Source organism: Streptomyces flaveus, from assembly GCF_014647675.1.
Classification (GTDB): domain Bacteria; phylum Actinomycetota; class Actinomycetes; order Streptomycetales; family Streptomycetaceae; genus Streptomyces; species Streptomyces flaveus.
Map to the genome: position 1 here is coordinate 1 of NZ_BMPQ01000038.1, position 20,638 is coordinate 20,638.

The following is a 20,638-nucleotide window of genomic DNA, read 5'->3' on the forward strand; positions in this document are numbered from 1 at the left end:
CACCGTCGAACTGCGCCTGGGCAGTCCGAGCGGGACGGTCGTGGGCCGGTGCAGTGCGCCGAACACCGGCGGCTGGCAGACCTGGACCACGGTGACCTGCCCAGTGAGCGGCGTGACGGGAACCCAGGACCTCTACCTGCGGTTCACCGGCGGCAGCGGCTACCTGTTCAACATGAACTGGTGGCAGTTCACCCGCGCCGCCTAACCGCACCGCGTCGACTTGCTCCCCGGGCCGAAGCCCAAGGATTCCGGCCTTCCCGTCCGTTGCTGTGCCGCTACGCGGCACAGTCTTCGGACGGGAATCCGTGGCTTCCTGCTCCATCGCGCTGCGCCGGAACGAGTCCTTAATCTGACCTGCGCTCCACAGGCTGTAACCGCCAGCCCGGCGGCCGTCTTCACGTCCCCCGCCGATGTCCCCCGCCTGACATCACCGCCGCCCTGACGGCGGCGCGGCGCGGAGGCCCCGCCGACGCGCAAGGGAGCACGGCGACGCCCGATCCCTCCGCCCGGCCCCTGTCCCACCCACTGAGAAGTGTGCAAGCTGAAGTTGCTGGTCACGGGGCTGGTGTGCGTGGGCATCTCACGGGGCTGGTGTGCGTGGGCATCGGGATGCTCGTACTGGTCGTCGGCAGGTGACTTTGGTGAAGATCGTCGGTCATCGGGCGACTTCGCGGTTCGTGAGGACCAGCAGGGCCCGGACCAGGGCGGTCGCCCAGGCGGGGTCGGTGCGTACCTTGCCGAGGACGCGCCAGTTCTTGAGGTGGGCGAAGCCGTGCTCGACGGGTGCCCGTACGGCCGCCAGTGCTGTGTTGGACAGCTTCTGGCCTCGTGTCAGGGGCCGGTTCCGGGCGGCCTTGTAGCCGGTGATCACCGCCGGGTCGGCATCGGGGTCGCCGTCGTCGAGGCCGACAAAGCCCAGGTCAGCGATGGCCCCGAGCCCGACTTCCCGCACCTTTCGGGTGAGCTTGTCGCGCCGGCAGGCGGTGATCTCCGAGGTGCGCCCGGGGCGGGCCGCCGAGATCCACAGCAGTCGGCCCCGGTCGTCGGTGAGCGCGATCACGAGCAGGCCGTGGCATTTGTTCTTGCCGGAGTAGTTCTTCCGGTTCTCCTTCCCGGTTCTGCGCCGGGTACGGATCACCGATCCGTCCAGCAGTACGATGCCGCCACCCGTTCGGGCGATCTTCTTCAGGGCCCGGTCCAGGCGTGGGGCGCGGGCGGCGAGCAGGCCGACGACCTCCCTCACCCATCGCGTCACGGTGGTGCGGTGCACTCCGTTGCCGCCGGCCAGGTCGCCGGGCCGCTGGTCACAGCGCAGCACTGCCAGCACAATGGTGGCGATCTTCCCTGCGGGCAGGGCCCGCCACCGCGAGCCGATCCTCTTGAGGTGACCGCGTATCAGGTCGGCGGGCCAGTTCAGGGTGGCACTCGACAGGGGCAGGCGGGCGGTGTAGACAAGGCCGTCAGAGCCCTCGACGGAACTGTTGTTTTTCGTCACACAAACTCAACTGCCGTCGAGGGCCTCTCAGTTACGGGCACGCCCCGCGTGACTACGGACGCGCAGTGAACCGCCCGTCGCCCCGCTTGTGCAGCCAGCCGCGGTCGGCGAGCTTGGTCATCTTCGCCCGTAGCGGCTCCAGCTTGCCGCGCACCGAGGCGTCCAGACCCAGCCGCTCGCCGACCGCCCTGACCTGCACCGGGCCGTCGGCCTCCCGCACGATCGCCAGGATCTTGCGGTAGTCGCCGGGCAACGCGCCCTCGTCGGCCGCGTCGCTGCGGTGCGGGATGAGCAGGACTGCCCTCCCGGCGACCTTCGCCGATACCGCAGCGGCAGCCCCGGCGTCGGCGTCGGCCTGCTCGGCCAGGCGGTTCAACACCCTCTCCCCGATCGCCAGTTCATCCCGCTCGGCCTGGACCTCCTGGAGTTGCTTGGCCAACTCCTCGGCGAGGGCGTCCAGTTCGCTCCGCCGGACGGTGATCCACTGCCGCTCCTGCATCCCCCGCGCCCTCCCGCGTTCTCACGGGATGTCGACCTGCTGACGGATCGTAGGCAGGGGCCGGTCGTGGGCGCAGCCGAACCCGGCATCCCACCGGAGCCGGACCTGCCGGATGATCTACGCCATGGGCATCGGCCGCCGACCGGCACGAGTACCCAACTCGCCATTCACACCAGACCCGTGACCAGCAACTTCAGCTTGCACACCGCTCAGTCGTCGGCGCAGGCCCGTACGAGTTCGAGGCCGCGGCCCGTCTCCGCGTCGAGGGCATGCGCCAGCGCCGGTGGGGGCGGCGGCTCAGGGTCGGCGTCCCACGCGCCGATGCGCAGGACTCCGGCCCGCCAGTGCAGACACAGGGCCACGGGGCCCTTCGTATGCCGTACTGCGTTGGAAACCAGCTCCGTCGCCAGCAGCTCGGCCACGTCCGTGAGGCGGATCAGGCCGTGCATCGTGAGGATCAGGCGGACGGTGCGGCGGCACACGGTGACCGCGCGGGCGTCGTGGGGGATGTGGAGCATGTACTCCCAGGGTTCGTCTTTGGGCATGCGTGAACTCCGGTTCAGGTATGAGGAGTTGAGGGAGCGCGGCGGGCTGGTGGGCGGTGGCGGTGTCACGGCCGTCATGGCATGACGGGGTGGTGCGCTTCCGAGGTCCCGGGGTTCCGCAGCGTGTGCGACGCGTCACCGACGGTAGGTCTTAAAATTGCGACTGCGCAAGTCGTTCGCGTAATCTCGCACCCGAACGGGGCACCCCGGACAGCGAGTTGAAGCAGGGAGCTGCACATGGCAACACGGCGAAACCCCACGGCACGGCAGGTACGCCTGGGCGCCGAGCTCCGCAAGCTTCGGGATGCCGCAGGACTGAAGGCCACTGAGGCAGCGGTCCTGCTGGGAGTGAACTCCGCCCAGGTGAGCCAGATCGAGGCCGGCGTCGCAGGTGTAAGCGAGGAGCGTGTGCGCCGCCTCGCCGCCCACTATTCCTGCACGGACGAAGAGTTGACCGACGCGCTGGTGGCGATGGCGACCGACCGGACACGCGGTTGGTGGGAGGAGTTCCGGGGGCTGCTACCCACACCGTTCCTGGACATCGCCGAGCTGGAGCACCACGCCACATACCGGCACGATGTCGAGTTCCCTCACATCCCCGGACTTCTCCAGACGGAGGACTACGCCCGGGCCGTCTTCTCGTACAGGGTCCCCGAACTTCCCTACGGTGAGTTGGAGTTGCGAGTCCAGCACAGGATGAAACGAAAAGTCGTCCTTGAGGGCCCCACGCCCGTCCCGTACGAAGCGGTGATCCACGAAGCGGCACTTCGCACCAGAGTCGGCGACCGTGCCGCCGCACGGGCTCAGCTCGCGCGCATTCTGGAACTGTCCGAGACGGAACACATCACCGTTCGCGTGATCCCCTTCGATCTGGACGGTTTCGCAGGCGCCTGGAACACCATGATGTTGGCGGGCGGTGCCGTGCCCCAGCTGGACACAGCGGTGCGCGACACGCCCCACGGCACGGCCTTCATCGACTCCGAAGCCCAACTCGGCGCCTCTCGAACACTTTTCCGTAAAATGGGAGCTGCGTCACTCGATCCCCAAAGGTCGAGCGACTTCATCCACAGGTTGGCCAAGGAACTGTGAGGCGCACCGATGACCACCCTCGCCAACTGGCAGAAGTCCTCCTTCTCCGGCGGCGCCGACGGCAACAACTGCCTGGAACTGGCCACCACCGGACCCCGGGCGGTCCATCTCCGTGAAAGCGACGACCCCACCACCCGCCTCACCACCGCCCCCACCCCCCTCGCCCACCTCCTCCAGGGCATACGCTCCGGCACCCTCAGTCCGGCGGCTCCGGAAGCCGTTCGCTGACCGGTCCCGCCCGGTCCAGCAGCCCCGTGCGCGCCGCCAGGGCCGCCGCCTCCAGGCGTGACCCCACGCCCAGCTTCATCAGCACCCGCTGTACGTGCGTACGCGCGGTACTCGGCGCGATGCCCATGCCGGCCGCGATCAGCCGTGTGTCCTCGCCGTCCGCGACCCGGACCAGGACCTCGACCTCGCGTGGTGTGAGCATCTGCAGCAGGCGTTGGCCCTCGTCGTCCGGCTGGGCGGCCGGGTTGAGGAGTTCGCTGAAGGCGCCCTGGAGCAGTTGCGGGGCGACCGCCGCCTCTCCCGCGCGGGCCTTGATGATGGCGCGCTCCACGCCCTCGATGCGTTCGTCGTGCCGTACGTAGCCCGAGGCGCCGGCGGCGAAGGCGGCGGCGATTCCGCGTGGGTTCGGTACCGGGCCGAGGACCAGTACCGCCACCTGCGGGCGCTCGCGCTTGATCTTCACCACCGGGTCGAAGATGCCCGGCTCGGCGGGCGTCGCCGTGCCGATCAGGCACACCTCCGGCGCCCTGGTGATCACCAGCTCCGCCGCCCCCGCGGCGGGCGCCGCCGCGGCGAGTACGCGGTGTCCACGCAGCTTCAGTGCCGAGGCCAACGCCTCGGCGAGCAGACGGTGGTCATCGACCACCATGAGCCGCACACCCATCGAGCCCAACCCCCCAGTTCCCCCAGGTCCCCAACTGGTCCCCCATGGACAGGAGCCCCCCGGCTCTCCATCCCCCGGAAGCTACACGCTTGTTCGACGTTGCGCTTCCCCTACCGGTCAGAAGTGTCCCGGATTGCCGAAATTCCTCGCATTCGCGAGCGAGCGAGGAAACGATCGAGGACAAGATTAGGCCCCGCCCCTGAGCAGGGACGGGGCCTTGATCCACGTAGGGACGCCTTGATCGTCGTACGACCGGAAACGGCCGTCTGCCGATCGCCCTACGCCCTACTGCGCGCCGAATCCGACCGCCGTGTACTTCTCCGCGTCCAAGGACGAGGTGGGCTTGCTGATCAGGTCCCGGCCCATGAAGAGGCGGCCGTCCGTGTAGAGCATCTCGGACCTCCTCGGGACCATGCTGCTGATCGCGTTGCGGACCTGCTCGGTGGCCGGGGTCACCAGGAGCTTGGTCTGCTTGAAGCTGCCGCCGTTGATCGAGACGACCTCGGAACCCTTGTCGTAGGGGCCCTGCTTGTACGCGATGATGTCGCCGCCGTCCATCCGGATCGGGAAGAGCTCGTAGCCGTCACCGGCGTCGGCGCGGTCGCCCGCCGTCTTGCCGGTGGCCAGCGAGAAGGAGATCACCTCGTTGGTCCGGCTGAACTCCTTGGTTCCGTCGTGCTGCCTCGTCGGGACGTAGAGCTTGTCGTTGCCGACGACGATGCCCTTGCAGTCGTGGACCTTGCCGACGCCGCAGTCGTGATCGTACTTCTCGTCCTCCATCGCGATCTTGATACGGAGCTTGCCGCTCTCGTCCAGCGAGAAGATGTCCGAGGTGCCGGTCGAGGTGGGGTCGTCGCTGTCGGAGTCCACGCCGAACACGACCGGCTTGGTGGAGATCACCTTGGCGTTGTCGATGCCCGTGGGGAGCTTGTACGTCCACTGGACGCTGCCGTCCTTCGGGTTGAGCAGCTGGACCTCGTACTTCTCCTCGCCGAATTCACCGCACTTGCGCACGGCGACCAGCTGCTCGCCGCCGCGGTAGCCGATGTCCTCGCACGATTCGACCTTCGGCTGCCACAGGATCTTGCCGGTCGTGAGGTCGAAGCCCGCGCCGCCGTCGAGTCCTGCGCCCACCGCGACCGTGGTGCCGGTGATGCTGGCTTCCTCGAACTTGGCCTTCTCGCTGCCGTCGCCCACGGACTTGGTCCAGAGCTGTTTGCCGGTGTTCAGGTTGAAGGCCGTGACCTCGGTGCATCCCGGGTACTTGTTGGTCTTGCTGCGCTTGGACGGCTCGGAGATCACCACGGTCACACCGTCCTTGGTGATCTCGGGAGAGGCCGCGCAGGTGTGCCCCTTCAGCGGCATCGTCCACTTCTCGTCGCCGGTGGCCGGGTCGTAGCCGATGACCTCGTTGAGGCTCGCCTTGGCGTACACCTTGTCCGTCAGCCAGGAGCCCGCCACGCTCCAGACCTCGTCGTCGGGCACCTCGGGCTGGGGTATCTGGAAGAGGACCTTGGCGCTGGTGCTGGATGGCACCTTCTCCGAGCCGCCCCCGTCGGGGGCCTCCTTGCCCGTGTCGCCCTTGCCCTCATCGCCGCCGGTTCCGCCGGACGTACCGGAGGCGTCGGGCTTGTCGTCGCCGCTGTTCGTCGACGCGTACCAGACGCCGCCGCCGACGATGAGGCCGATCGCCAGGACGGCCGCGACGATGATCATCAGCTGGGCGTTGAGCTTCCGCCCACCGCCGCCCGGCGCCTGCGGCTGGAGCGGCATCGTCGTGGGCTGCGGGTAGCCGTACTGGGGCTGCTGGCCCGGGTAGCCGTAACCGGGCTGGCCCGGGGGCTGCGTCTGCGGGTAGCCGTACGGCTGCGGCGGGGTCGTCGGGGGCGGGGTTCCGGGTGCCTGCGGGGGCGGCGGGGCCTGCGGGTAGCCGTAGCCGGGGTTCGGCGGGGTGCCCTGTGGCGGAGTGCTCTGCGGCGGGTTGCCCTGCGGCGGAGTCGGCGCACCGAACCCGCCCGGCGGCGGGCTCTGCGGGGCGCCGAAACCACCCGGGGGCGGGCCCTGGGGCGCCCCGAAGCCGTTCGGGGGCGGATCCTGCGGAGCGCCGAAGCCACCGGGGGGCGGGCTCTGCGGAGCCCCGAAGCCGTTCGGGGGCGGGTCCTGCGGGGCGCCTGAACCGCCTTCCTGCGGCGGCTGGTTGGGCGGCGGGGGCGGCGGCTGGCTCATGACGGGATACCTCGGAAAACTCGGAGAAGGAAAGGAGAAGGTGCGGGACGGGACGAGCGGCGGGTCACTTGCCGTAGGCCAGCATCAGCTTTTCCTGTGCATCGTCCTTGCCCGTCAGCCGGGTTGTGGAGATGTAGAAGCGCCCGTCCACGTAGTCCACGGCCTTCGAGTAGAAGCCGCTCTCGATGTCCGCGGTGCCCTGCGGGTTCTGGAGCAGCTTCTTCGGCGTGTGGGAGCCGCCCCCCGTCGGGATGGACACGATCCGGCCGCCCGAGTCGTACGACGGCTCGACGTACGCGAGGAGGTTCGTGCCGTCCATCCTCAGCGGCTGCATGCGCTCTTCCAGCGGGGACTTGGTGCGCCACTTCTCCTTGCCGGTCGCCAGGTTGATCGCGACGATCTCGTTGGCGCCGGTCTTCGCGTCGGTCGGCAGGTAGAGGGTGTCCTTGTCGGCCGCGACGCCCTGGCAGCCCTGCAGATCACGCGAGAAGATCGCCCAGCCGCACTCCGGCGCGAAGGACTCGTCGATGTCGACCTGCGCGGTCACCGTGCCGTTGTTCAGCGTGGAGATGTTCCACTGCTTCTTGTCCTCGTTGGTGAGGTACATGACGACGGGGTCGAGGGAGTACACCCGCGCGGCCTGCCAGCCCTTGGGGATCTTCCAGGTCCACTTGGCCTTGCCGGTCGCCGGGTCGAGCTCCTGCACCTCGTCGTGCTCGTTGTCGGAGCCGGCCGCGCAGGACGAGACGGCGACCAGCTTGCTGCCGCCCGCGAACGCGGACGGGAAGCAGGCCGAGCCGTACCTCTTCTTCTCCCACTTCTTGTCGCCGGTCGCGACGTCGTAGCCGACGCCCGACTGCCCGCGGGCGACCACCAACGTGTCGCCGGTGACGGTCAGTCCGACCGAGAGGCTGCTGTCGAAGAGGTCGCCCTCCGGGACCTCCTCGGTCCAGCCCTTCTTGCCGGTGTTGAGGTCGATCTCCATCAGCTGGTTGCAGTCGGCGGTGTCCTTGGTGCCCGCCTTGTACGCGACGACGATCTTGTCGTCGGCCGTCTTCTGCTCGGTGACCGCGCAGATCTCCTGCGGCAGCGTGATCTCGGGCCAGGACGGCTTGCCGTCGCCGACGTTGTAGGCGAAGACCTGCTTGTACGCGGCTTTCACCGCGACCTTGTCGGTGATCCACATACCGGGGGCGTCGGCACCGGAACCGGGCGCGTCGGGCCCCTCCTTGTACCAGAGCACCTTCGATTCGCCCGCCTGGCGGCCCGCGTTGAGGTCCTCGGGGTCCTCGCCGCCGTCGCCGTCACCGTCGCCGGGGTTGATCGGGTCCTCGCCCGGGGTGGGCGGGGCGTCGCTCTTCTTGGCGGCAGGCTCCTTGCCGCCGTCATCGCCGCCGGAGACCGCGATCACGGTGCCGCCGATGACGAGGGCGGCGGCCAGCGCGGCTCCGATGATGATGGCGGGCTTGCCCTTGAAGGGATTGCGGGAGCCGCCACCCGGCGGGGTGCCGGGCGGGCCGGGGAACTGGGGCTGCTGGCCCGGGTAGCCGTAACCGGGCTGACCGTAGGGGCCGGGCTGCTGAGGCTGTCCGTAGGGGGCCGGCTGTTGAGGCTGTCCGTACGGGCCGGGCTGCGGGGCGTACGGTCCCGGCTGGCCGTAGGGGCCGGGCTGTCCGCCGTACGGACCCGGCTGGCTGTACGGGCCGGGCTGCTGCGGGTAGCCGTAACCGGGCTGCGGCGCGGGCGGCGTCCCCGGGGCTCCGCCCTGCGGCGGCGTCTGCGGTGCGCCCTGCGGAGGCGGTGGAGCCTGCGGCGGCTGCGCGGGCGGCGGAGGCGCTCCCTGGCCCGGAGGGTTCTGCCCGCCCGGATCCTGTGGAGCTCCGAACCCGCCCTGTGGCGGCTGGTTGGGCGGCTGAGACATCAGCGCGTTCCCCCTTCATCACTGATTTTTAGCCACGCCTAGAAGTACGTAGTGAACACGGACTTGTACTCAGCGTCGTACTCAGACAGTTCAGACAGTGCTCAGACTGCTCTCAGACGGCCCTTTCTATCACCATGCAGCGCTCGAACTCAGGGCCGGTCCATCCCCTGTTCCCAAGGGAGGACCGGCCCGTGATGCCCTCGTTACGCTCCTTCACGCACCCTTCACGCCTCGTCTGCGAGCTCCAACCAACGCGTCTCCAAGTCCTCGCGTTCGGTGGCCAGTTCGCGCAGGTCGGCGTCCAGTTCGGCCACCTTCCCGAAGTCCGTGGCGTTCGCCGCGATTTGGTCGTGCAGCTTCTTCTCGTTCTGGGAGATCTTGTCCAACTGCCGCTCGATCTTCTGGAGTTCCTTCTTGGCGGCGCGGGCGTCGGCGGAGGAGATGCCGGGCTTCTCGGCGGGGGGCGCCACGGGGGTCCGGGCGGCCACGGCCTCCTCCATCCTGTGCCGCCGCTCCAGGTACTCGTCGATCCCGCGCGGCAGCATCCGCAGCGTGGCGTCGCCGAGGAGGGCGTACACCTTGTCCGTGGTGCGCTCGATGAAGAACCGGTCGTGGGAGATCACGACCATCGAGCCGGGCCAGCCGTCGAGGACGTCCTCGAGCTGGGTGAGGGTCTCGATGTCGAGGTCGTTGGTGGGCTCGTCGAGGAAGAGGACGTTCGGCTCGTCCATGAGCAGCCGCAGGAGTTGCAGCCGGCGGCGCTCACCACCGCTCAGGTCACCGACCGGCGTCCACTGCTTCTCCTTGTTGAAGCCGAAGGTCTCGCAGAGCTGACCGGCCGTCATCTCGCGTCCCTTGCCGAGGTCGACGCGGTCGCGGACCTGCTGCACGGCCTGCAACACCCTGAGGGCCGGGTCGAGTTCGGACACCTCCTGCGAGAGGTAGGCGAGCTTCACGGTCTTGCCGACCACGACCCGTCCGCCCGCGGGCTGCCGCTCGCCCTCGCTGTACGCGGCGTCGGCCAGCGCCCGCAACAGGGAGGTCTTGCCCGAGCCGTTCACGCCGACGAGGCCGATACGGTCGCCGGGTCCGAGCTGCCACGTCACATGCTTCAGCAGCAGCTTCGGCCCGGCCTGTACGGTCACGTCCTTGAGGTCGAAGACGGTCTTGCCGAGCCGGGTGGAGGCGAACTTCATCAGCTCGCTGGTGTCGCGCGGCGGCGGCACGTCCGCGATCAGCTCGTTCGCGGCCTCGACGCGGAAACGCGGCTTGGACGTACGGGCCGGGGCGCCGCGGCGCAGCCAGGCCAGCTCCTTCCTGACCAGGTTCTGCCGCTTGACCTCCTCGGTGGCCGCGATGCGCTCACGCTCGGCGCGCGCGAAGACGTAGTCGGAGTAGCCGCCCTCGTACTCGTACACGTCGCCCTTCTGCACGTCCCACATGCGCGTGCAGACCTGGTCGAGGAACCAGCGGTCGTGCGTCACGCAGACGAGCGCCGACCGCCGCTCCCGCAGGTGCTTCGCCAGCCAGGCGATGCCCTCCACGTCCAGGTGGTTGGTGGGCTCGTCGAGGATGATCAGGTCCTGCTCGGCGATCAGCAGCTTGGCCAGCGCGATACGCCGCCGCTCGCCACCGGACAGCGGCCCGATGACGGTGTCGAGCCCCTGCGGGAACCCGGGCAGGTCGAGCCCGCCGAACAGTCCGGTGAGTACGTCCCTGATCTTGGCGTTGCCCGCCCACTCATGGTCGGCCATGTCCCGGATGACCTCGTGCCGGACGGTGGCCCCGGGGTCGAGGGAGTCGTGCTGGGTGAGTACGCCGACGTGCAGGCCGCCGGAGTGGGTGACGCGACCGGTGTCGGCGTCCTCCAGTTTGGCGAGCATCCGGATCAGGGTGGTCTTGCCGTCACCGTTGCGGCCGACGACGCCGATCCTGTCTCCCTCGGACACTCCGAGGGAGACACCGTCGAGCAGGGCACGGGTGCCGTACACCTTGCTGACGTTCTCGACATTGACCAGGTTGACGGCCATTTCTCTCCTGACGCGGGGATCGATCAGCCTTCCAGCGTAGTCGGCGCCGGCAGCGACCGGCCGAGCACGGTCGCGCCCGGCGCCGGGCCGACCGCCACCCGGGCCGAGCGACAGGTGCCCGAGGAGAAGAGGGCCTGCGCGACGTTTGCCGCCGAGTCCGCGTCGCGGGTCAGGAACGCTGTCGTGGGACCCGAGCCGGAGACCAGGGCGGCCAGGGCGCCCGCTGTGCGGCCTGTGGTCAGGGTGGTGGTGAGGGACGGGCGCAGGGAGAGGGCGGCGGGCTGGAGGTCGTTGGAGAGGACGGCCGCCAGGGCCGTCGGGTCGCCCTTCGCCAGGGCGTCCAGGAGAGGCTCGGACGCGAGGGGTTCGGGGACCTCGACGGCTTCGTTGAGGCGGTCGAACTCGGCGTACACCGCCGGGGTCGAGAGGCCGCCGTCGGCCACCGCGAAGACCCAGTGGAAGGTGCCGCCCACCTCCAGCGGGCGCAGTTTTTCGCCGCGGCCCGTGCCGAGCGCGGCCCCGCCGACCAGGCTGAACGGTACGTCGCTGCCCAACTCGGCGCAGATATCGAGGAGTTCGGCCCGCGAGGCCCCCGTATCCCAGAGCGCGTCGCAGGCGACGAGCGCGCCCGCGCCGTCGGCGGAGCCTCCCGCCATGCCGCCGGCGACGGGGATGTCCTTGGTGATGTGGAGGTGTACGTCGGCCGGGCGGCCGTGGCGCTCGGCCAGCTTCTGAGCCGCGCGGGCCGCCAAGTTCGTGTGGTCCAGAGGGACTTGGGCCGCGTCCGGGCCTTCGCACGTGATGCGCAAGCCGTCCGCCGGAGTCGCCGTGATCTCGTCGTACAGGCCGACAGCCAGGAAGACGTTGGCCAGGTCGTGGAAGCCGTCGGGGCGGGCGGCGCCCACGGCCAGTTGGACGTTGACCTTCGCGGGGACGCGTACCGTCACGCTCACCTGATTCCTCCGAGGGCGCCCCGGACCGCCCACACGGTCGGATAGGCTGATTGCCGTGCGTTGCGAGAACCAAGCGCGTACGCCGTGCTGATCGAGAACCAAGACAGCACATGCACCTCCAAGCTTTGCAGTACGAACCCGGGCTGGTTTCAACCCGGCTGGTGTTGATCGTGGAAGACCTGTCGGATCGCTGACCCGCGGGCTGCGTGAGCCAGGAATCCCCCTGCTTCAGCCGGAGGAGGATTCAATGCTGTCCGTGCTCCTTGTTGTCGGCCGGCTTCTTGTCGGTCGGGCGGTTCTCCGCGATGCGGGCGAACTCCTCCACCGTCAGGGCCTCGCCCCGCGCCTGCGGCGAGACGCCCGCCGCGACCAGGGCGGACTCGGCGGCCGGCGCCGAACCGGCCCAGCCGGAGAGTGCGGCCCGCAGGGTCTTGCGGCGCTGGGCGAAGGCGGCGTCGACGACGGCGAAGACCTCGCGCCTCGACGCCGTCGTCTTGACTGGCTCGGCGCGCCGGACGAGCGAGACGAGGCCGCTGTCCACGTTCGGCGCGGGCCAGAAGACCTTCCGGCCGATGGCCCCGGCCCGCCTGACGTCGGCGTACCAGTTGGCCTTCACCGAGGGAACGCCATACACCTTCGAACCCGGGGCAGCGGCCAGCCGGTCGGCGACCTCCGCCTGCACCATCACGAGCGTGCGCTCGATGGTGGGGAAGGTCTCGAGCATGTGCAGCAGGACGGGGACGGCGACGTTGTAGGGGAGGTTCGCGACCAGGGCGGTCGGCGGGGGGCCGGGGAGTTCGGTCACCTGCATGGCGTCGGAGTGCACCAGTGCGAAACGGTCGGCTCGCTCCGGCATGCGTGCCGTGATCGTCGCGGGGAGCGCGCCCGCGAGTACGTCGTCGATCTCGACGGCGACGACCCGGTCCGCCACCTCCAGCAGGGCCAGGGTCAGGGAGCCCAGGCCCGGGCCCACCTCGACGACCACGTCGTCCTGGCGTACGTCCGCGGTGCGGACGATGCGGCGGACCGTGTTCGCGTCGATGACGAAGTTCTGTCCGCGTTGCTTGGTGGGGCGTACGCCGAGGGCGGCCGCGAGTTCGCGGATGTCGGCGGGGCCCAGGAGGGGGTCGGGGGTGCTGCTCACGGTGGCCAGCGTACGTGGGCCTCCGGCGGTTGGGCGGGGCGCCTACGGGGGTGGGGTGTTGGGTTCGTGGGCGACTGCGGGCCCGTCGTGGCTGGTCGCGCAGTTCCCCGCGCCCCTAAAAGCAAAAGCCTGCGGCTCCACTCGCCGCCAGCCACAATGCACCCGCAGGTCAGGTGTGCAGCCGCCCCCCGCAGTGGGGCCAGGGGCTCGAACCCCTGAGCACGTACAGCTTCTTCGCCCGGTACGTCTGTTCCGCCGCCGACGCGTCCTGTGGGCGCCCGCTGCCGCCGACGCTCTGCCAGGTTCGGGTGTCGAACTGGTAGAGGCCGCCGTAGGTGCCCGAGGGGTCCACCGCGTCCGGACGGCCGCTGGATTCGCAGGCCGCGAGGGCGCTCCAGTTGAGGTCGTCGACGTCGGCGGGTGACGTCGGCAGGGACCTGGTGCCGGTCTTCACCAGCTGGGTGCGGGGTTCGTGGACCACCTCGGAGTCGAGTCGGCGCGGCCTGGAGTGAACGCCGTTGACGGTGCGGTGGGCGTAGGTGACGCGCCGCATGCCGGCCTGCCCCGCCCGCTCGACGACCTCGGTGCCCCGGAAGAGCGAGGCGTCCAGCGTTCGCAGCACGCCGAACGCGATGGGCTCCTCGCGGACTTCCTTCGTGCGCGTGATCCGCATGACCGTCACCGTCTGCCCGTCGCGCGGGAAACTACCGGGCGGTACGGACGTGGTGTCCTGTCCGCGCAGGGTGATCCCGGCGCTCTCCACGGCCTCGCGGACGGTCGCGGCGTTCGTACGGACCGTCCGCGCCCGCCCGTCCGACATGACCGTCAGGGTCCGCTCGGTACGGACGTCGAGGCTGAGCCCCTCCGGCGCGATGCGCCGGGAGCGCGGGGTCGATACGTACGCGCCCTCCGCGCGCACCCCGAGCTGCCGCAGCGCCTCCTCCACCGTGCGCGCCGTCGTCCACACCGTGCGGCGGCGGCCGTCGAGGGTGAGGTGCACGGGCCGCCCGTACCGTACGGCGACCTCGTCACCGCTGGTCAACGGGGTGCCGGGGGCGGGCGCCACGAGGTCGTGGGCGCCCACCTCGACGCCCTCGGCGGCGAGCAGTTCGCTTACGTCGTCCGCGAAGGTGTGCAGGGTGCGGGGCTTGCCGTCGACGGTCAGCTCGATCGCCTTGTCGTCGGCGACGAACGCGGTGGTGCCGCCGGCCAGAAAGGCGACGACCAGCGCCCGCGGCACCAGTCGGCGCACCGCCTGCGGCCGCTCGGCGGCCTTCCGTCGCTGCGCCTCCCGGCGCGCCTCGGCCCGGCCGCCGAAGGGGCGGGGCAGCTCGAGCGTGGGGGGCAGCTGGCGGGGCAGCTGCGGTTCGGTGCCGGCTTCGGGGTGGGTCTCGTACCGCATCTCGTACGCGGGCCGGTACGTATCCACGTACTCCTGCGAATCCTCAGCGGCGTACGGCTGATCGTTCGGCGGATCGTTCTCGTACGCCGGGCCATACGTCTCGTACTGCGAACTGCTCACGACGACACGCTCCAGGGGTCCTCCGGATCGGGCGCGGAGAACCTAGCGGAGCGGCCGTCACTCTCCAAGGCACCGCGACTACGTTGTGTCGTCGCGGCGCCCGGGAATGCGCATCTGCGGGCGTTATGCGTCAGTAGTCGAAGGCACGCTTCGTGTTCGCCGCGAGGGCTGTCGCCAGCGCGTCTTCGTCCAGGCCCCGTACGGCGGCCATCGCGCGGACCGTGACCGGAATGAGATACGGGGCGTTGGGCCGTCCGCGGTACGGCGCGGGCGTCAGGAAGGGTGCGTCCGTCTCGACGAGGACGAGTTCGAGGGGGGCCACGGCGAGGGCGTCGCGCAGTGGCTGGGCGTTCTTGAAGGTCATGTTTCCGGCGAAGGACATGAAGTAGCCGTTTTCTGCGCACAGTTCGGCCATCTCCGCGTCCCCGGAGTAGCAGTGGAAGACGGTGCGTTCGGGGGCGCCCTCCTCCTTGAGCACGCGCAGTACGTCGGCGTGGGCGTCCCGGTCGTGGATGACCAGGGTCTTGCCGTGCCGCTTGGCGATCTCGATGTGGGCGCGGAACGACCGCTCCTGGGCGGCCTTGCCCTCGGGTCCCGTACGGAAGTGGTCGAGACCCGTCTCGCCGACGCCCTTGACCTGCGGGAGCCCGGCGAGCCGGTCGATCTCGGCGAGCGCCTCGTCCAGCGCGCCTTCTCCTCCGGGCTCGCGGGCGCCCTGCCGGGACCAGCCGTCGGGGTCGCCGTGCACGATCCGCGGCGCCTCGTTCGGATGCAGCGCGACGGTCGCGTGCACGACCTCGTACTCCGCGGCCGTCTCCGCCGCCCACCGCGAGCCCTTGAGGTCGCAGCCGACCTGCACGAGTGTCGTCACACCGACCGACGCGGCCTTCGCGAGCCCCTCCTGGACGGTGCCGGACTGCATGTCGAGGTGGGTGTGCGAGTCGGCGACGGGCACGCGGAGGGGGTCCGGGAGCGGTGGGGCTTCGGCGTGGGAAGGCATGCCCCGATCCTACGAAGGGGCCGTCCCGGACCTCCCCCGGTGGGGTGGGTCAGCTCGCCTTGCGGTGCTGGAACGGGTGGAGCAGGTCGGAGAGGTGCCAGTGGTGACGCTCCCCGTGCTCCGTGGACTCGGCCTCGGGCCGCTCCGCCTGGTGCGGCACGGAGCGGCGCGGGTGGAGGGATTTCAGCGCCGAGGAGACCTGGCCGGCGCGCATGATGCGCACCACGTGGTTGTCGCAGTTCTGGCAGGTGGGCCGGCTGAGCGGCGAAGGCACGACCTGTCCGTCCGCCACGTACGTCACGAACTCGTGGTCCTCGGCGTCGAAGTGGTGCTCGATCTCGTACGACTGCTCCCAGCCGTGCCCGCACCGCATACAGGCGAAGGAATACGACTCGTGCACGACATCGATGGCCGCACCGGTGTGGTGGCCGGTCTGCCCTGCGATCTCACTCATGCCAGCTCCTCGGTCCGCTGGACAACCGCCTCCGGGGGAGCGGAGGCGAGGGACGGGTGCGTCCCCGTCAACCAGTGGACTCTTCTCGCGGAGCGAGTGCATGGAACCTGTCGACTATTGGACCCGTCTTGGCCGTTCCTTGCCCCAGAGCTCCTGGCGGGTGACGTGAGCTTTGCCTTTGCCGGGGCGCCTTTACCCGCCCATGGGGCACCCTTCTGTCGCGGGCGCCCCTACGGGGCGGCGCGCACGGCGTTCTTCGCCGCGACCACCGCGTCGAAGACCTCGCGCTTGGGCCGCCCCGCCTCGGCGGCGACCGCCACGATGGCCTCCTTGCGCCGCTCCCCCGCCTCCTCCCGCACCCGCACCCGCCGCACCAATTCCGCGTCGTCCACTTCCTCGGCGCCCTTCTCGGGCGCCCCCTCCACGACGACGGTGATCTCCCCGCGTACGCCCTCGGCCGCCCAGGCCGCGAGCTCGCCCAGCGGACCGCGCTTGACCTCTTCGTACGTCTTGGTCAGCTCGCGGCAGACGGCTGCCCGGCGGCCGGCCCCGAACACCTCCGCCATCGCGGCGAGCGTGTCGTCCAGCCGGTGCGGCGACTCGAAGTACACGAGGGTGCGCCGCTCCCCGGCGACCTCGCGCAGCCGGGAGAGCCGTTCGCCCGTCTTCCTCGGCGGGAAGCCCTCGAAGCAGAACCGGTCGACAGGCAGTCCGGACAGGGCGAGCGCGGTGAGCACGGCGGACGGGCCTGGGACGGCGGTCACCCGGATGTCCTGCTCCACCGCCGCGGCGACGAGCCGGTAGCCGGGGTCGGACACGGACGGCATGCCCGCGTCGGTCACGAGCAGCACGCGCGCGCCACCGGCCAGGGCCTCCACGAGTTCGGGCGTACGGGCCGACTCGTTCCCCTCGAAGTACGACACGACCCGTCCGGCGGGCTGCACGCCCAGTGCCTGGGTCAGCCGACGCAGCCGCCGGGTGTCCTCGGCGGCGATCACATCGGCGGCCGTCAGCTCCTGGGCCAGCCGGGGCGGTGCGTCCGCGACGTCTCCGATGGGAGTGCCTGCGAGTACAAGGGTTCCTGTCACGGTTCCATCCTCGCAGGGCCGATAAAGAGGCCTCGCACAGAAGGGTTCCCTACGATGGCGCGGTGACCAGTACCGCGTCCTCCACGGACACCCGGCAGGGACAGGGCGTCGAAGAACAGCGGCCGTCGTGGCAGTTGCGGCTTCGCCGGTTCGGCTACACGAGCCGGGCCAGAAGCGACGTCCGTGACCGTCTGGTGCCCGCGTACGCCCAGCCCAGCCCGCACCTGTGGGCGATGTTCGGGCTGTCGAAGCCGGCCGCCGCGCGTGTGGTGCGCTGGTCGGCGTGGGTGGGGCCGCTGCTGATCACGCTGATGGCGGGCCTGATGCGGTTCTGGAACCTGGGCAGCCCGAAGCGGGTGATATTCGACGAGACGTACTACGCCAAGGACGCCTGGGCGCTCATCCACCGCGGGTACGAGGTCAACTGGGCCAAGAACGCCGACGCCCTGATCCTGCGGAGCAACGGCGACGTCCCGATCCCCTCCGAAGCCGCGTACGTCGTCCATCCGCCGGTCGGCAAGTACGTGATCGGGCTCGGCGAGTGGCTGTTCGGGTTCACGCCCTTCGGCTGGCGGTTCATGACGGCCCTGCTCGGCACGCTGTCCGTGCTGATGCTGTGCCGGATCGGCCGCCGGCTGTTCCGCTCGACGTTCCTCGGCTGCCTGGCGGGCGCTCTGATGGCCGTCGACGGGCTGCACTTCGTGATGAGCCGCACGGCGCTGCTCGACCAGGTGCTGATGTTCTTCGTGCTCGCGGCCTTCGGCTGCCTGGTCATCGACCGGGACAGGACGCGCCAACGCCTCGCGGCGGCGCTCCCACCGGATGAGGACGGAGTCGTACGCCCGGACGCACACATCGCCGAGACGACCCGCCTCGGCCTACGGCCCTGGCGCTGGGCGGCAGGCCTGATGCTGGGCCTGGCCTTCGGCACCAAGTGGAACGGCCTGTACATCCTGGTCGCGTTCTGCCTGCTGACGGTCCTGTGGGACGTCGGCTCGCGCAGGGTCGCGGGCGCCCGATACCCGTACAAGGCGGTACTCAAGCGCGACACGGGCCTGGCGTTCGTGGCGACCGTGCCGGTGGTGCTCGTCACGTATCTCGCCTCCTGGGCCGGCTGGATCCTGTCCCCCTCCGACGGCTCCGGCGGCTACTTCCGCAACTGGGCGGCCACCGAGGGCAAGGGCGGCAACTGGACGTTCCTGCCCGACTGGGTGCGCAGCCTGTGGCACTACGAGCACCAGGTGTACGAGTTCCATGTCGGCCTCACCTCGGCGCACACCTACCAGTCGAACCCGTGGAGCTGGATCGTCACGGGCCGCCCGGTCTCGTACTTCTACGAGTCCCCGGCGCCCGGCAAGGACGGCTGCCCCGTCGACGCGGGCGAGAAGTGCGCCCGCGAGGTCCTCGCCCTCGGCACGCCCCTGCTGTGGTGGGCGGCGGGCTTCGCGATCCTCTATGTGCTGTGGCGCTGGTTCTTCCGCCGCGACTGGCGGGCGGGCGCGATCGCCTGCGGTGTCGCGGCCGGCTATCTGCCCTGGTTCATGTACCAGGAGCGCACGATCTTCTTCTTCTACGCGGTCGTCTTCCTGCCCTTCCTCTGCCTGGCCGTGGCGATGATGATCGGCGCGCTCCTGGGCCCGCCCGGTTCGAGCGAACGCCGCCGTGTGGCGGGCGCGGCGGCGGCGGGCGTTCTGGTCCTGCTGATCGCCTGGAACTTCATCTATTTCTGGCCGATCTACACCGGCCAGGCCATCCCGATCGACTCGTGGCGATCACGAATGTGGCTGGACACCTGGGTTTGAAGAGCGGTTTGAGGGCGGTTCGAGAACCGGACACCTCGGCTTAACAATCAGGGAACACCGGCCACATGGGCCCCTCCTCCCGCATACAGTGCGATAGATGACCACCTTTCTGAACATGTTCAGAAAGGCCATGGGGAGGGGATCGCGCTATGCGCAAGGGGGCAAAGACCGCCATCGTGGGCGGGGTGTTCGCGGTGATGGTCGGGGGTGCCGGATACGGCGCGTTCAACATCGTGTCGGCGATCAGCGGGGGCAGCACGGCCGAGGGCGAGACCGTGAAGACCGGTCCGCCGTCGAGTGACGAGGTCAAGGAGACCAGCGAGAAGTTCTTCGCGGCCTGGGAGCAGGGCAAGGCGGCCCGGGCCGCCGGGTACACGAACAACGCGGGCGTGGCCCAGCCCCTGTTCGCCGGCTACCGCACCGAGGCGCATCTGACCGACGTGAAGATCACGCCGGGTACGCCGTCGGGCGGGACGGTCCCGTTCTCGGTCGCGGCGACGGTGTCGTACGAGGGGAAGAGCAAGCCCCTTTCGTACAAGAGCGAACTGACCGTCGTACGCGGGGACAACACCGGCCGGGCGCTGGTCGACTGGCAGCCGACCGTGCTGCACCCGGATCTGGCGGAGGGCGACTCCCTGGTCACGGGCGAGGCGGCGAGCCCGCCGATCGAGGCGGTGGACCGGAACGGCACCGTGCTGACCAAGGAGAAGTACCCCTCGCTCGGGCCGATCCTGGACCAGCTGCGGAAGAAGTACGGCGACAGCGCGGGCGGTACCCCGGGCGTCGAGCTGGCCATCCGGAGCGCGGACGAGGAGGCGGCCGACAAGACGCTTCTCACGCTCGCGAAGGGCAAGCCGGGCAAGCTGCCCACCACGCTGAGCGCGAGCGCGCAGGCCGCCGCGGAAAAGGCGGTCAAGGAGTACTCCGAGTCGTCGGTGGTCGCGGTGAAGCCGAGCACCGGGGAGGTGCTGGCGGTCGCCAACCACGGGTTCGGCGAGTTCAACGCGGCGTTCCAGGGCGAGCTCGCGCCAGGCTCCACGATGAAGATCGTCTCCGCGGCGACACTGATCGACAACGGCATCACGAACGCGACCGGACCCGCGCCCTGCCCGGCGGACGCGACCTGGCAGAGCCAGACCTTCAAGAACATCGAGGGCATGACGCCCAACGACAACGCGACCCTCTCGGAGAGCTTCGCGCGCTCCTGCAACACGGCGTTCGTGAAGTACGCGGACGAGGTGAAGGTCGACTCGCTCACGAAGGAGGCCCAGGAGCGCTTCGGTCTCGGCCAGGACAACTGGAAGACCGGCATCGCGTCCTTCGACGGCTCCGTCCCGGCCTCCGGCGGCCCCGACACGGCGGCCAACATGCTTGGCCAGGGCCAGGTCCAGATGAGCCCTCTCAACATGGCCTCCGTCACCGCGACCGCCATGACGGGCACCTTCCGGCAGCCGGTGATCGTGCCGCAGAGCCTCGACGACCGTGAACTGGCCACCGCGAAGGGCCTGGACGCGGGCACGGTCGCACAGCTGCGCCAGATGATGAACCGCACCGCGGTCAGCGGCACCGCGGCCAAGGCGATGGCCGGGCTCGGCGGCGGCAGCATCGGCGCGAAGACCGGTTCGGCGGAGGTCGACGGGCAGGAGACGTCCAACAGCTGGTTCACCGGCTACCGCAACGACATCGCGGCGGCGGCCATGACCCAGGAGGGCGGCCGGGGCGGCGACGCGGCGGGCCCGATTGTCGCAGCCGTGCTACGAGCGTCCGGCTGAAGCCCCGTCTGTCACACCGGGACTCTAGGCTGTTGGCTTCGTTCCCTAAGTGGAACGTGCGATTACTGAGGCAACAGCGGAGGAACGGGAGCCGTGGGGAACAGGGGACGCGCCGGAGAGCGCGGCAGGACGAAGCCCGCCGTCATCGGGGGGATGATCGCCGTGGTCGTCGGTGGGGCCGGGTTCGGCGTCTACGCCGTGTACGG

The 20,638-nt window shown here is 70.0% G+C and carries 17 protein-coding genes and 1 pseudogene; 5 read left to right on the forward strand and 13 right to left on the reverse strand.

Features of this window, described 5'->3' with window-relative positions:
* The coding region (locus IEZ21_RS40800) for a carbohydrate-binding protein (RefSeq protein ID WP_189326878.1) at window positions 1-205 on the forward strand (205 nt) is incomplete at its 5' end.
* A gap of 450 nt (window positions 206-655) precedes the next feature.
* On the opposite strand, the gene IEZ21_RS40805 is transcribed toward IEZ21_RS40800, so the two are convergent.
* The 3 genes and pseudogenes from IEZ21_RS40805 to IEZ21_RS40815 all read right to left on the reverse strand — a co-directional run.
* Window positions 656-1,495: a transposase family protein gene (locus tag IEZ21_RS40805; RefSeq protein ID WP_189326879.1), complete on the reverse strand. Its 840-nt coding sequence runs from the start codon at window positions 1,493-1,495 to the stop codon at window positions 656-658.
* A 52-nt stretch (window positions 1,496-1,547) separates the two neighbouring features.
* The gene (locus IEZ21_RS40810) at window positions 1,548-1,994 is read right to left on the reverse strand and encodes a hypothetical protein (RefSeq protein ID WP_189326880.1); all 447 of its coding nucleotides are present in this window, start codon (window positions 1,992-1,994) and stop codon (window positions 1,548-1,550) included.
* A gap of 215 nt (window positions 1,995-2,209) precedes the next feature.
* Window positions 2,210-2,539 (reverse strand): annotated as a pseudogene (locus IEZ21_RS40815) (ATP-binding protein); the annotation flags it as partial.
* Between the two features lie 237 nt (window positions 2,540-2,776).
* Between IEZ21_RS40815 and IEZ21_RS40820 the strand changes: the two are divergent.
* Window positions 2,777-3,628 (forward strand): helix-turn-helix domain-containing protein, encoded by an 852-nt coding sequence (locus IEZ21_RS40820; protein ID WP_189326881.1) that lies wholly within the window; start codon window positions 2,777-2,779, stop codon window positions 3,626-3,628.
* A gap of 9 nt (window positions 3,629-3,637) precedes the next feature.
* Window positions 3,638-3,856, forward strand: a complete 219-nt coding sequence (locus tag IEZ21_RS40825) for a DUF397 domain-containing protein (RefSeq protein ID WP_189326882.1) — start codon at window positions 3,638-3,640, stop codon at window positions 3,854-3,856.
* On the opposite strand, the gene IEZ21_RS40830 is transcribed toward IEZ21_RS40825, so the two are convergent.
* The 10 genes from IEZ21_RS40830 to rsmI all read right to left on the reverse strand — a co-directional run bounded on the left by IEZ21_RS40830 (window position 3,825) and on the right by rsmI (window position 16,858).
* Entirely contained in the window at window positions 3,825-4,520 is a 696-nt protein-coding gene (locus tag IEZ21_RS40830; protein WP_189326883.1) for a helix-turn-helix transcriptional regulator, read from the reverse strand. The genes IEZ21_RS40825 and IEZ21_RS40830 overlap by 32 nt on opposite strands.
* Before the next feature lie 285 nt (window positions 4,521-4,805).
* Window positions 4,806-6,746, reverse strand: coding sequence for an outer membrane protein assembly factor BamB family protein (locus IEZ21_RS40835; protein ID WP_189326884.1), 1,941 nt, complete (start codon window positions 6,744-6,746; stop codon window positions 4,806-4,808).
* A 64-nt stretch (window positions 6,747-6,810) separates the two neighbouring features.
* Window positions 6,811-8,667, reverse strand: coding sequence for an outer membrane protein assembly factor BamB family protein (locus tag IEZ21_RS40840; RefSeq protein ID WP_189326885.1), 1,857 nt, complete (start codon window positions 8,665-8,667; stop codon window positions 6,811-6,813).
* Between the two features lie 224 nt (window positions 8,668-8,891).
* Entirely contained in the window at window positions 8,892-10,697 is a 1,806-nt protein-coding gene (locus tag IEZ21_RS40845; RefSeq protein WP_189326886.1) for an ABC-F family ATP-binding cassette domain-containing protein, read from the reverse strand.
* Between the two features lie 23 nt (window positions 10,698-10,720).
* Window positions 10,721-11,650: a 4-(cytidine 5'-diphospho)-2-C-methyl-D-erythritol kinase gene (locus tag IEZ21_RS40850; protein ID WP_189326887.1), complete on the reverse strand. Its 930-nt coding sequence runs from the start codon at window positions 11,648-11,650 to the stop codon at window positions 10,721-10,723.
* Between the two features lie 244 nt (window positions 11,651-11,894).
* Window positions 11,895-12,794 carry a 16S rRNA (adenine(1518)-N(6)/adenine(1519)-N(6))-dimethyltransferase RsmA gene (gene rsmA / locus IEZ21_RS40855; protein WP_189326888.1) on the reverse strand — a complete coding sequence of 300 codons (900 nt, stop codon included), beginning with the start codon at window positions 12,792-12,794 and terminating at the stop codon, window positions 11,895-11,897.
* 169 nt (window positions 12,795-12,963) lie between these two features.
* Entirely contained in the window at window positions 12,964-14,316 is a 1,353-nt protein-coding gene (locus IEZ21_RS40860) for a resuscitation-promoting factor (protein ID WP_246568703.1), read from the reverse strand.
* Between the two features lie 130 nt (window positions 14,317-14,446).
* Window positions 14,447-15,316 (reverse strand): TatD family hydrolase, encoded by an 870-nt coding sequence (locus tag IEZ21_RS40865; protein ID WP_189326889.1) that lies wholly within the window; start codon window positions 15,314-15,316, stop codon window positions 14,447-14,449.
* A 49-nt stretch (window positions 15,317-15,365) separates the two neighbouring features.
* Window positions 15,366-15,770, reverse strand: coding sequence for a hypothetical protein (locus tag IEZ21_RS40870; RefSeq protein ID WP_189326890.1), 405 nt, complete (start codon window positions 15,768-15,770; stop codon window positions 15,366-15,368).
* 230 nt (window positions 15,771-16,000) lie between these two features.
* Window positions 16,001-16,858 (reverse strand): 16S rRNA (cytidine(1402)-2'-O)-methyltransferase, encoded by an 858-nt coding sequence (gene rsmI / locus IEZ21_RS40875; RefSeq protein WP_189326891.1) that lies wholly within the window; start codon window positions 16,856-16,858, stop codon window positions 16,001-16,003.
* Between the two features lie 62 nt (window positions 16,859-16,920).
* Between rsmI and IEZ21_RS40880 the strand changes: the two genes are divergently transcribed.
* On the forward strand, window positions 16,921-18,660 hold the full coding sequence (locus IEZ21_RS40880) for a dolichyl-phosphate-mannose--protein mannosyltransferase (protein ID WP_189326892.1): 1,740 nt from the start codon (window positions 16,921-16,923) through the stop codon (window positions 18,658-18,660).
* A gap of 149 nt (window positions 18,661-18,809) precedes the next feature.
* Window positions 18,810-20,432, forward strand: coding sequence for a penicillin-binding transpeptidase domain-containing protein (locus tag IEZ21_RS40885; protein ID WP_189326893.1), 1,623 nt, complete (start codon window positions 18,810-18,812; stop codon window positions 20,430-20,432).
* Window positions 20,433-20,638 lie beyond the last annotated feature (206 nt).